The 13283-nt window shown below is 48.5% G+C and carries 8 protein-coding genes; 5 read left to right on the top strand and 3 right to left on the bottom strand.

Annotation, left to right across the window (positions count from 1 at the left end):
- Positions 1-117: 117 nt before the first annotated feature.
- From pcrA to citC, 5 genes are all read left to right on the top strand, one after another.
- Complete coding sequence (gene pcrA / locus HMPREF9453_RS03920; protein WP_008859275.1) at positions 118-2325, top strand: DNA helicase PcrA; 2208 nt, start codon at positions 118-120, stop codon at positions 2323-2325.
- A 10-nt stretch (positions 2326-2335) separates the two neighbouring features.
- The gene (ligA, locus tag HMPREF9453_RS03915; protein ID WP_008859274.1) at positions 2336-4339 is read left to right on the top strand and encodes an NAD-dependent DNA ligase LigA; all 2004 of its coding nucleotides are present in this window, start codon (positions 2336-2338) and stop codon (positions 4337-4339) included.
- Positions 4340-5054: 715 nt separating this feature from the next.
- Positions 5055-7706 carry a valine--tRNA ligase gene (locus tag HMPREF9453_RS03905; RefSeq protein ID WP_008859272.1) on the top strand — a complete coding sequence of 884 codons (2652 nt, stop codon included), beginning with the start codon at positions 5055-5057 and terminating at the stop codon, positions 7704-7706.
- 413 nt (positions 7707-8119) lie between these two features.
- Positions 8120-9457, top strand: coding sequence for a bifunctional folylpolyglutamate synthase/dihydrofolate synthase (locus HMPREF9453_RS03900; RefSeq protein WP_008859271.1), 1338 nt, complete (start codon positions 8120-8122; stop codon positions 9455-9457).
- Between the two features lie 391 nt (positions 9458-9848).
- The gene (gene citC, locus HMPREF9453_RS03895; protein ID WP_008859270.1) at positions 9849-10946 is read left to right on the top strand and encodes a [citrate (pro-3S)-lyase] ligase; all 1098 of its coding nucleotides are present in this window, start codon (positions 9849-9851) and stop codon (positions 10944-10946) included.
- A gap of 231 nt (positions 10947-11177) precedes the next feature.
- On the opposite strand, the gene HMPREF9453_RS03890 is transcribed toward citC, so the two are convergent.
- From HMPREF9453_RS03890 to HMPREF9453_RS03880, 3 genes are read right to left on the bottom strand one after another with little or no spacing between them, the layout of a single operon-like run.
- Positions 11178-11939, bottom strand: a complete 762-nt coding sequence (locus tag HMPREF9453_RS03890) for a TPM domain-containing protein (protein ID WP_008859269.1) — start codon at positions 11937-11939, stop codon at positions 11178-11180.
- A 51-nt stretch (positions 11940-11990) separates the two neighbouring features.
- Complete coding sequence (locus HMPREF9453_RS03885; RefSeq protein WP_008859268.1) at positions 11991-12542, bottom strand: LemA family protein; 552 nt, start codon at positions 12540-12542, stop codon at positions 11991-11993.
- A 32-nt stretch (positions 12543-12574) separates the two neighbouring features.
- A complete protein-coding gene (locus HMPREF9453_RS03880) occupies positions 12575-13138 on the bottom strand; it encodes a hypothetical protein (RefSeq protein ID WP_008859267.1) in 564 nt (187 codons plus the stop codon).
- Positions 13139-13283: the final 145 nt, after the last annotated feature.

Below are 13283 nucleotides of genomic sequence, written 5' to 3'. Positions count from 1 at the left end.
TTGCGGAGGAAGAACTCATACATGACTCTGTCATATATGAGTTTTTCTTTTTATCGGGGCTTTGCATAGGCCCGCCAGCCCACTAACCCACTGTTACTAACAAACAAAGGAGTAAGAATGACAGATTTTTTACATACATTAAATGATCGCCAGCTGGAAGCAGTTAAGCAGGTGGAGGGACCGGTACTGATTATGGCCGGCGCCGGTTCCGGTAAAACAAAGGCTCTGACCTGCCGGATTGCCTACATGCTTTCTCTGGGCATCCGCCCCAGTGAAATCCTGGCCATTACTTTTACCAATAAAGCAGCTAAGGAAATGCGGGATCGTGTTCACAGTCTGGTCGGGCCGGCAGCAGACAAAATCTGGATGTATACCTTCCATTCCTTCGGCGCCCGTTTCCTCCGCCGGGAAATCAACAATTATCCACCCTATACCGATAAATTCACCATTTACGATTCTGATGATTCCAAACAGCTGGTGAAGAATGTACTGAAGGAACTGAATCTGGATGATAAGCAGTTTCAGCCCCGGTCCATCCAGAGCAGTATTTCTACGGCTAAAAATCAGCTTCTCAGCCCCCAGGCTTTCCGCCGTCAGGCAGGAGGAAATTTCTATAACCAGAAAGCAGCGGATGTGTATGATCTCTATGACAAACATATGAAGCAGAACAATGCCCTTGATTTCGACGATCTTCTCTTCATTACCACTGCTCTTCTGGCCAATGAAACCATCCGCAGGCGCTGGCAGGATCGCTTCCATTATATCCTTATCGACGAATACCAGGATACGAACCACGCGCAGTACCTGATGGCGAAATACATTGCCGGAAGCCTTCAGAATATCTGCGCTGTAGGCGATGCAGACCAGAGTATTTACTCCTGGCGCGGTGCGGATCTTCGAAATATTATGGATTTCAAATCGGACTATCCCAAGGCCAGGATTATCAAGCTGGAGCAGAACTATCGCTCCACGCAGACCATTCTTGACGCTGCTAATGCGGTGATTGAAAATAACCCGGATCGCCCTTCCAAGAAACTATGGACCGAGCAGCGGGGTGGTGCCCACCTGCAGTGGTATACTGCCATGGATGAACACAATGAAGCGGAATTCATTGTGAACACTATGAAGAAAAAGCATGATGAGGACCATGTGCCTTATGGAAATATGGCAGTGCTCTACCGTATGAATGCTCAGTCTCGTGTATTGGAAGAGACCCTGGTGAAGCGAGGCATCGGCTATACCATGGTAGGGGGGACCAGATTCTATGACCGTGCGGAAATCAGGGATATTATGGCTTATCTCAAGGTCATTAATAATTTCAGGGATAACATCAGCCTTACCCGCATCATCAATGTGCCCAAACGGGGGATTGGAGCCACCACTGTGCAGAAGCTGACGGATTATGCCAATAGCGGGAACATGTCCATGTTTGAAGGCATTATGGCTCTGGAGGGTTCTCCCATTTCCGCTTCCGCCCAGCTGAAGCTGCAGAATTTCAGCGCTCTTATCTTTGATTTTCTGAATGCTTCTACAGAGATGAATATTTTTGACCTGATTCAGAAAATTCTAACCGATACAAAATATTTGGTACAACTGCAGGAAAGCGATGATCCCCAGGCCCAGAGCAGGGAAGAAAACCTGGGCGAACTTCTTTCTGTGGCCAAGGACTTCACCACCACCCATCCGGGAGAAGGATTGGCTGAATTTCTGGAACAGGTGGCTCTGGTAAACGATGTGGACGGCTATGAAGAAACAGATGACAAAGTCACTCTAATGACCATGCACAGCGCCAAGGGCCTGGAATTCCCGGTAGTATTTCTGCCTGGCATGGACGAAGGCATTTTCCCCGGCGTCCGCTCCCTTATGGAAGAATCCCGCCTGGAAGAAGAACGTCGTCTCTGTTACGTGGCCATTACCAGGGCAAAGAAGGAGCTTTACCTCTGCAATGCCCATATGCGCACCATGTATGGACAGATGAAACCCTATGCGGCCAGCCGTTTCTTGGAAGAAATCCCATCTGACCTTATCGACCACGTGGGCAGCGATAGAAAGCAGGAGACCATCAAAAGTGTCGGCCGCTGGCACAATGAAAGCAGGAGCCGCTATGCTCTTTCTGACTCCGCTGTGGTGAACAAACCCAAAAAAGCCGGCACAAATGCTCGATATGACTGGAAAGTGGGAGATACCGCTGTTCATAACCTTTGGGGAAAGGGAAAAGTGGTGTCAGTTATGGGAAAAGACAAGAATATGATGATTAAAGTGGATTTTCAGGGTAAGGTGCGCCAGCTCATGGTGACCTTTGCGCCCATTAGGAAGGAAGAATAGAGGCATTTCTATGGCAACTGAAGAAATCAGGAAAAAGGTGCAGGAACTCCGGAAGGAAATCCGCCATCACAGCTACCTGTACTATGTGAAAGATGCTCCGGAAATTACGGATTATGAATTTGACCACCTCTATCGTCAGCTGGTGGATTTGGAAAAGGAATATCCGGAACTGGTGACTCCCGATTCTCCTACCCAGAGGGTAGGGGGCAAAGCATCCGACGATTTTGGAAAAGTCCGTTTCCGCAAGCCCATGCTGAGCCTGGCCAATGCTTTCAGTGCCGATGAACTTCGGGATTTTGACCGCAGGGTGAAGGAAGGCCTTGGTGTAAACTCCGTGGAATATATTACGGAACTTAAAATTGATGGCCTTTCCATGAATCTTATTTACGAAAATGGCAGCCTGGTCCAGGGACTTACCCGAGGCGACGGCAGAGTAGGGGAAGATGTGACGGCCAACGTCAAAACCATTCACACCATTCCTCTTTACATTGAAAATGCACCGCCCTACATGGAAGTGAGAGGTGAAGTGTATATGCCCAGAAAAAGCTTCATCACCCTGAATGAGGAAAGGGATGAAGCAGGGCTCATGCCTTTTGCCAACTGCCGGAATGCAGCAGCCGGCTCGCTGCGCCAGCTGGATCCCCATGTCACCGCTTCCCGGAACCTGGCCTTCTTTGCTTATGCACTGGGGGATATGCAGGGACTGGAAATTCATTCCCAGGAAGAACTGCTTAAGCAGCTGGAAGCGTTCCATTTTCAGGTGAATCCGAATTATCGGAAATGGGACTCCATCGAAGGCGTTATTAAAGGCGTCAATGAATGGGAAGTCAAGCGTCACGACCTGGGCTATGACACCGATGGTATGGTCATCAAAGTGAACGATTTCGCCCAGCAGAATCAGCTGGGGGCTACGGTGAAAGATCCCAAGTGGGCAATGGCTTATAAGTACCCGCCGGAAGAAGTGGAAACCAAGGTAGAGCGTATCATTGTTACCATGGGTCGTACCGGCGTTCTTACTCCGTCGGCGGACCTTACCCCTGTGCATCTGGCAGGCACTACCGTGAAACGGGCTACCCTCCACAACATGGATTTTATCCATGAAAAAGACATTCGGGTGGGAGATCATGTCATGATTTACAAGGCAGGGGAAATTATTCCTGAAATCTCCACAGTGCTCAAGAATAAGCGCACGGGAAAAGAAGAAATCTTTGAAATGCCAAAGACCTGTCCTATCTGCGGTGAGCCGGTGCACCGCATCGAAGGAGAAGCCGCTTATCGGTGCACAAATCCCAACTGCGGCGGCGTGGTACGGGAAAAGCTTATTCACTTTGCTTCCCGTGATGCCATGGACATCGAAGGGATGGGACCCTCGGTGGTGGACAGTCTCCTGGCTGCCCGTCTGGTCAATGACCCTGGTGACTTCTATCGGTTGAAACAGGAAGATATGGAACAGATGGAGCGTATGGGCGAAAAAAGTGCTGCCAACCTGGCTGCTGCTATTTCGGACAGCAAGGGAAGAGGCCTTGCCAAACTTCTCTTCGGTCTGGGAGTCCGTTTTCTGGGAGCGAAAGGAGCCGAACTCATCACCGCCCGTTTCCATACCATGGATGCCATTATTGCCGCTTCCATTGATGAAATTCAGGAAACTGAAGGTATAGGTAAAGTGATAGCCACAAGCCTTTATGATTATCTCCACGATGTGAAGAACCTGGCTGTTATTAATAAACTCAAAGATGCCGGTGTTCTTATGGAAGAAATCAAGGAAATCCCTGCAGGTCAGGCTTTTGCTGGAGAAATGGTGGTTCTTACCGGTAAACTCTCTGCCATGGGAAGGAGAGAAGCCAGTGAGATCATCAAACAGCAGGGTGGAGATACCCAGTCTTCTATTACCGGAAAAACCACTCTGGTGGTGGCTGGTGCTGATGCAGGGAGCAAGCTGGAAAAGGCAAGGGCAAAGAATATCCCTGTCATTAATGAAGAAGAATTTCTGAGAAGAGCGGGGATTCAAGAGTAGATGATAGACATCAGACTTTGAGATTTATCTTAGGCTGGCATGTACCATCAGTTGATTCACTGTTGTATCAGGATTTCTCACCGGCGGCTTAGAATGACCATATCAGGCGGGAAGGTGATCACGTAATCAGAGGCTGTGAAAAAATGTAAATCATTTCTTCACAGTCTCTTTTAGGGAAGCGCTGATTAAATCATTGTTTGCTTTTATTCTTGAATTTTTATGCAATGCGAGGAATGGGCTGACGCGAATAGCGAGCTATTTAAGGAAGCCCATGACGAAACAGTGCATAAAAATTCTTATAAAAGAAAACTCTATGAATTAATCAGTGCTTCCTTAGGTGGCACTCCGAGGGTGACACCACAGCTCGCAGACGCAAAGCGCTTGTCAATCCTGTGAACCTTCTGAAAAGTGAGGGCTGCTTTGCGGCCCTTACTTTTCATTTCCACCCCTTGCATTTCATTTTGAATCCTGCTATGATATTTCATATCATATGTAAAAGCAGAGATGGGAAGAAGCTGCGGATGAATTTTTAGAGAGCTGCCGATGGTGGAAAGGCGGTAAGGATGAAGCAGCGGGTCACCCCGGAGCCGGCTTATGCCCGTGGCGCACGTTATACGCAAATGAGCGATCATGTATGATTATTTAGGTGGTACCGCGGAAGCACTCTTTCGTCCTATGGGATGGAGGAGATTTTTTATTTTTAGGAGTGAAAAATATGGCAGATTTTGAAGATCTTGGCAAATATGACCCCGCTGCGATTGAGCAGAAGTGGTATAAGTTCTGGGAGGATCATGATGTATTTCATGATGAACCGGATCCTTCCAAGGAACCATACAGCATTGTGCTGCCGCCGCCAAACGTAACAGGCCAGCTGCATATGGGTCATGCCCTGGATAATACACTGCAGGATATCCTTATTCGTTATAAAAGAATGCAGGGCTACAACGTACTCTGGCTGCCGGGCAAGGACCATGCAGGTATTGCTACCCAGGTGAAGGTGGAAAAGCAGATTGCCGAGGAAGGTCTCAATAAGTACGATCTGGGCCGTGAAAAATTCTTGGAAAGAGTATGGCAGTGGAAGGAAAAATTCGGAAACCGCATTGGACTGCAGATTCGCCGTCTCGGCTCTTCCTGCGACTGGAAACGGGAACGGTTTACCATGGACGATGTATGCGCCCGGGCTGTCCGTGAAGTTTTTGTTTCTCTCTACGAAAAAGGTCTTATCTATCAGGGATTCCGCATTACTAACTGGTGCCCCCGCTGCCAGACGGCACTCTCTGATATTGAAGTAGAACATGAGGACGAAGTGGGTCATCTCTGGTATTTCAATTATCCTATCGTAGGAGAAGACGGATATATAGAAATTGCTACGACCCGTCCGGAAACGATTCCAGGCGATACGGCTGTAGCTGTGAATCCCGAAGATAAACGGTATGCCCATCTGGTAGGTAAGAAGGTAAAGCTTCCTACTACGGATCGCGAAATCCCCATTATTGCTGATGATTATGTAGATATGGACTATGGTACCGGCTGCGTGAAGATTACACCGGCCCATGACCCCAACGACTTTGAAGTAGGCCAGCGCCATGACCTGCCCACCATTGTCATCATGAACAAGGACGGCACAATGAATGAAAAGGCCGGCAGATACAGCGGCATGGACCGCTATGAAGCCAGAAAAGCCATTATTGAAGATTTCAAGAAGGCCGGTCTGCTGGTAAAAATTGAAGAAACGAAGCATGCTGTAGGTCACTGCTCCCGCTGCAAGACGGTGGTGGAACCAATGACTACGAAACAGTGGTTTGTAAAGATGAAACCTCTGGCCGGACCGGCCATGGAAGCAGTGACTTCCGGAAAGACGAAATTTGTTCCTGAACGTTTTTCCAAGACTTATATTCAGTGGCTGGAAAACATTCATGACTGGTGTATTTCCCGTCAGCTCTGGTGGGGCCACCGCATTCCGGTATGGTACTGCGATGACTGTGGCGCTGTCAGTGCATCCCGCACGGATCTGACCGAATGCCCGAAGTGCGGCAGCAAACATATCCATCAGGATCCGGACGTGCTGGATACCTGGTTCTCCTCTGCCCTGTGGCCATTCTCCACCATGGGCTGGCCTGACCAGACACCGGTTTTGAAACAGTGGTATCCCACATCCACCATGGTTACAGGCTACGATATCATTTTCTTCTGGGTAGCCCGCATGATGTTCATGTCCATGGAATTCATGCATGAAATTCCATTCAAGTATGTATTCATTCATGGCCTTGTCCGCGATTCCCAGGGCCGCAAGATGAGCAAGTCCCTTGGAAACGGCATTGATCCTCTGGAAGTCATCGACAAATACGGTGCCGATGCCCTTCGTTTCACCCTGGTTACCGGCAATACGCCCGGCAACGATATGCGTTTCTACTATGAAAAGGTAGAAGGAAATCGGAATTTCGCCAATAAGATCTGGAATGCGACCAAGTTTACCCTGATGAACCTGGACGATTATGATAAAGATTTCGTTCCGGACAAAACGCAGTTCACTCTGGCAGATAAATGGATTCTTGACCGTCTGGCAGCCACGGAAGATTATGTCAGTGCCAACCTGGATAAATACGAACTGGGTGAAGCAGCAGACTCTATTTATAACTTCGCATGGAACTATTTCTGCGACTGGTACATTGAAACAGCCAAGACCCGTCTCTATGGTGAACATAATACGGACCGCAAGGTCACCCAGTACGTGCTGGTGTATACCCTGACCCGCATGCTGGCCCTGCTTCATCCATTTATGCCGTTCATTACGGAACACCTCTGGCAGCATCTGCCCCATGAAGGCGAAATCCTGGCAAGGGCTCCCTGGCCGAAGGCTGATGAAAACCTCCGCTTCAAGGACGAAGCAGAACAGTTTGAAAGGATTATGGACTCCATCAAGGCTATCCGCAACATGCGCGCTGAAGCCAACGTAACACCCAATAAGATGTGCCACATCCAGATTGCTGTTCTCCGGGATGACCTGAAAGGCTGCATTGAAAACCATAAGGAATACTATGAAAAACTGGGCCATGTAGAAGACATCAAACTGCTTTCCGCTGATGCACCGAAACCGGAAAACGCACTGACTTCCGTAGTTACCGGTCTGGAAGTTTATCTGGAACTGAAGGGCCTCATTGATACGGCTAAAGAAAAAGAAAAGATTGCAAAGAACAAGGCGGCCCTGGAGAAAGATATTGCCCGCACCAGCGGCAAACTGGCCAATAAAGGATTCCTGGCTAAAGCACCTGAAGCAGTGGTTGAGAAGGAAAAAGAAAAACTGGCCCAGTTCGAAGAAAAGATGAAATCTCTGGAAGAACGTCTGAAGTTCCTGGATCAGCTCTGATTGCAAAAGGTTCTTAAGCAGGACGGGACTTTAGGGAAGCACTGATTAATTCATAGAGTCTGCTTTCATAAGAATTTTTATGCACTGCTTCGTCATGGGACTCCTTAAATAGCTCGCTATTCGCGTCGTCCCATTCCTTGCATTGCATAAAAATTCAAGAATAAAAGCAGACAACGATTTAATCAGCGCTTCCCTAGCGGGGAGGAAAGTTTACAGGCACCGCCGGCGGTGACGGAACGTCAGCTGGCACAGCCTGCGGCGAAGCCGCCATCCTCTTTCCTTCACAAAGGATTCATTAAGCCTTAGAATCTTATGCGCCTGAAGGGTGAAGAACCCACGGCTCAGCCGCAATCATCAAAACCAATCGAAGACTCCCTTTCATCAGGGAGTACTTCTTATGTAAAGGAGAAATTATGAATTACGAAGAATCAGTGGCCTATCTGGAACAGGCAGCGTCCTTTGGCATTAAGCCGGGACTGGAACGGATAGAAGCCATGCTGAAGAAACTGGGAAATCCGGAAACCGCTTACAAGGTGATTCATGTCACCGGCACCAACGGCAAAGGAAGCGTGGTGGCCATGATTACCAGCGTGCTGGAAAATGCCCAGCTCCGGGTGGGGCGTTACATTTCCCCTCATCTGCTGGACTACACCGAACGGATTTATATCTGCGGCCATGATATTTCCAGAGAAGACTTTGCCAAAGCAGCTACCGTGGTGCGGAAGGCGGCGGAAGAAATCATTGCAGACGGCGTAGAAGCACCGACGGAATTTGAACTTCTGACGGCCATGGCTTTCTGGTATTTCAAAGAACAGAAAGTGGATTACGCAGTTATGGAAGTGGGCATGGGCGGACTTTATGATTCGACCAATGTCATTCTTCCGGTGGTTTCTGTCATTACCAATGTAGCTATGGACCACATGAAGTACCTGGGCAATACCCTTCAGGAAATCGCTCACCAGAAGGCTGGCATCATCAAAGAAGGCATTCCGGTGGTTACTGCAGCCCAGCATGTGGCTTTGAAACAGCTGAAGAAGGAAGCCCATGAAAAAAAATCCCGCATCTATTTCTACGGCAGGGATTTTGAAATTGATTCCAGAAATCCCTGGAAACATGGACAGGTAGTTACGGTGAAACGGAAAGATATGCCTAAGGAACTGGAAAAGAGCCTTCTCTTTGTTCCTTTCGTAGGAGCTCATCAGGCTGTGAATGCAGCAGTAGCTACCATGGCCCTGTCTATCATCATGAAGCAGGATGACCGGGTGAATGAAAATGATCTTCGCGAAGGTCTGGCCCGGACCCGCTGGCAGGGACGCTTTGAAATCCACGATGTAAAAGGCGTCACCTATATCATGGATGGTGCTCATAATCCGGCAGGAGCTGAAGCCCTTATGGAAGCGCTGGAGGAACAGTATCCCGATAAACGCCGCCTCTTTGTATTCACATCTCTGGCTGACAAGGATACAGAAACGGTGATTCAGCTTCTTATCCGCAAGGGAGACAAGGTTTTCGCCTGCGAGGCACCTACACCCAGGACAAGGAAGCCTGAAGAAATCGGTGCCATGATCAAAGCCCAGAAGATTGATGCTGCCTTCATGGCAGAACCTTCTGTCAAGGCTGCTCTGGAAGATGCTACGAAAGAGGCAGGGGCAGGGGACATTGTCCTTATCTGCGGATCCCTTTACATTCTGGGAGATGCCATCCGTTTCATTGAAGAAAAAGAAATGGAAGCAGCCAAAGAAAAGAAATAATAGGCTTAAGAAAAACCCCGGGGGCGCCCCGGGGTTTTTTAAGGTGATGGGATCGGGATTGGGCAGAAAGCAGGAATATGGACGATATGGCTGAAGGTCGGGCAGATTCATAGCCCCGGTACGCGGCGGATATATCGTAGGGAGTCATTTCTACCTGAGCGGTCACAGACGCAGTTTAATCCAGGAATTCTGGAAAAACCTTAAAGGACATAACTTATACATACGTTTCATAGTATAATGATTTTATGTTATAAAAATATTGAAGGATGTAAGAATGATATGTTATAATGGAAATGTCTTCAGATAGAAGTATTTATTTAAATAGAATTAAGTACTTCAAAGATTTGAATATACAATTTCATCTTTGTTCTTTTAAAAAGGAGTCCGGACTATGATTACTGAACATGAAATCTTTTTGACCGATCCCTCGGAAAAAGCAAAAGTAATAGAGTTTTTGAAGGGCTTTGACCTGACTTTTACAGGAAATATTGATTATACCATGGGCCTTTATGACGATGGACAGCTCATCGGCACCGGTTCCCTGGGGGGCCGTGTCATGCGGGATATTGCCATCAGTGAGAAATATCAGAAGAAGGGGCTGACCCGCCGTATTATCCGCAACCTGCAGGGTGAATCCTACCGCCGGGGTGTTACAGGAAACCAGATTTTCACAAAACCGAAGAATGTGCCTATTTTTGAGCATATGGGCTTCAAATGCGTGGCAGTAGCGGAGCCTTATGCGGCCCTTTTGGAAAAGGGCACGGATACCCTGGAAGATTACCTGGGCCGGGTTCGGGCTATTCTGGGGACTGGTGAAGGAAAGAACCGCGGTGCCATCGTAATGAACTGCAATCCCTTTACTCTTGGCCACAGGAGCCTGGTGGAATATGCCCACAACAACTGCGATGAAGTGATTATTTTTGCTGTGCAGGAAGACCGGTCCATATTCCCGTTCTCTGACCGTTTTTCCCTTATTAAACAGGGTGTTCGGGATATGAAAGGCGTGGAGGTAATCAGCGGCGGTGATTTCATTATTTCCAATGCCACTTTCCCCACCTATTTCATCAAGGGTACCGATGAACTCGCAGCGCAGACCAAACTGGACGCCACCGTTTTCGCTACCCGCATTGCACCGGCATTGAATATTACTGTGCGTTTTGTGGGAGAAGAACCGACGGATAAGACCACTCTGGCCTATAACAATGCCATGCGGGAAGTATTTGCCCAGAACGGCATTGAACTGAAAGAAATCCCCAGAGAACAGAAGGGCAACCAAATTGTATCGGCCTCCTCTGTCCGCAAAGCGCTGGCTGATGACGACTGGGAAACGGTGTATCGCATGGTCCCGAAAACGACCCTTATCTATTTGAAGAGCCCCGCTGGTCAGGAAGTGATTCGCAGAATCAAAATGACCGAAGCTTTCAAGAAGATGGAAGCCGAAGAAAAGGCAAAAGAAGAAGCTGCTGTAAAAGAGGCTAAAAAGGAATAAACGTATTTTATAGAAATAAATATAGAAATGAAAAGGAGCTGCGGAGAAATGTCAATCATTTCTTCGCAGCTCCTTTTTATCGTTTCTTTTGCAGGGCTTTCCAGAGGCTGGTATTTATTGACGGTCTATCCATGACTGTTTTACCGGAATGATTTATTTTGCTCGAGCAGGAAAGAAGAAGGTGAAAAGCAGATGGCAGTTAGAAACAGAAGATCGGACAAATCTGGCATTTCACCATCCCCGGCTGGCACCGCCGCCTCCAGAGGAACCGCCACGGCCGCTTCCGCCGAAGCCTCCACCGCCGCGGCCGCCTCCGCGGCCCGTGAAGAGGAGGAAAAGGATGAGGCGGGTGAGACGGCCGCCCAGGAAGATCCAGTCAATGACCAGAAGGATGAGGAGCACCAGGGGCGTCAGAAAATCCTCCATAGTAAATCCGCTGTCTTCTTTGACAGCAGGACTTGAGAGTCCGTCCAGCGAGGCGAGGCCATATTCTTTCATGACCTGCCGCACCATGTTGTCATAGGTATCCTGGACACCCCGGCTATAGTCGCCTTTCTTGAAAGCCGGAATGAGGAAGGTATCCAGCAGGCGCCCTGCTTTGGCATCATTCATGGCGCCTTCCAGGCCGTAGCCCACCTCAATCCGGGCTTTTCTATCTTTCATGGAAACCAGAAGCAGGAGACCGTTGTTTTTCTCTTTATCACCAAGGCCCCGGCTTCGAAAAAGGCCGTTGGCATAGGATTCCAGATCACCATCGGGAACGGTGGCAACCATGACTACCACTACCTGGGCATGGGTCTTTTGATCCAGTGCATAGCCTATGGCATTGATATGTTTCTTTGTTTCTACGCTTAAGGTACCGGTGTAGTCTTCCGCGTAGAAAGAATCAGAAGGCGGCGGGGGATAGGTTTCTGCTGCCAGGACGGTATTTATGGAAAACCATGCAAAAACCAGGGTCAAAAGAGCGATCAACACTTTCCCTACGGATTTCATGGTATCTCTCCTTTCATCAGCAGCTCACTGTCTCACCGGCTGACCAATTGACTAAAACTGTACTTTGGGAGCTGCTTTGGCTCCTTCGTCTGCTTTGAAATAGGGGGCGTCGGTGAAACCGAAGGCACCGGCGTAGAGGCTTACCGGAAAAGAATGAATTTTAGCATTGTATTTCTGCACCTGATTGTTATAGTCCCGACGGGCTACGGAAATCCGGTTTTCCGTTCCTGCCAGTTCGTCCTGAAGTGCCAGGAAATTCTGGCTGGCTTTCAAATCAGGATAATTTTCAGCTACCATCAGCAGACGGCCCAGGGCGTTGGACAATTCACCATTAGCGCTGATTTTATCGGTCGGCGTGGAAGCATTCAAGAGTTTGGAACGGGCATCAGCCACTGCCTTCACCGCTTCCTGTTCATGGGACGCATAGCCTTTAACCGTGTTTACCAGATTGGGGATCAGGTCAGCCCGGCGCTGAAGCTGGGTATCTACCTGGGCCCAGGATGAATTCACCTGTTCATGCATGGAGACGAGGCCGTTGTAGGAGCTGACCAGGCCGCCGGCAATGACAAGGATTGCAGCAATGATAATAATCAGTTTCTTCATAGGAACCTCCTTAGAAATGGAGAACAAATCTATTATTTCAATCCCAGTTCTTCCTTATGGGCGGTCATGCCGTCAATGCAGGCCTGCATAACAGTACCGGCATCAAGACCCAGCATGGCAAATCCCTTTTTGATGACGTCCCGATTGCAGCCGGCAGCGAACCGTTTATCCTTGAATTTCTTTTTCAATCCCTTCACTTCCATACCTGTAATGCCCTCGGGCCGCATAAGGGCATAGGCCATGACTACGCCGGTGAGTTCATCGACTGTGAAAAGGCTCTTCTCGATGTCCGTGGTGGGTTCCACGTCGTTGTCGCAGATGCCCCAGCCATGGGAAATGATGGTATTGATATCTTCCTCATCTACGCCTTCCGGTTCCAGAAATTCCCGGACATGGTGACAGTGTTCATTGGGATATTTTTCATAATCCACATCATGAAGATAGCCGATAGCTTCCCAGTGGTCCTTATCGGCATGGAAATAATCCGCCATAGCGCCCATAGCTGCACTCACTGCCATGGCATGGGTGAAAAGATGGTCTTCGGTGGTATACTTCGGTAAAATTTCTTTGGCTTTCGCCAGTGTAAGCTGACTCATAATAAATTCCTCCTTCATAAATTCTACATCTAGCATAGGGGATAGTAGAAAGGTTGTCAATGAATGGTGAGGAAATCGCGAAGTTCTCCATTGACTTTTTCTTCTGTAAAAATGGTAAAATAAAAAAAACAGGCTTTTGCATTCC

Source organism: Dialister succinatiphilus YIT 11850, assembly GCF_000242435.1.
GTDB classification, from domain to species: Bacteria; Bacillota; Negativicutes; order Veillonellales; family Dialisteraceae; genus Dialister; species Dialister succinatiphilus.
The sequence above is the reverse complement of the archived record's forward strand: the minus strand, read 5'-3'. Positions and strand labels throughout refer to the sequence as shown.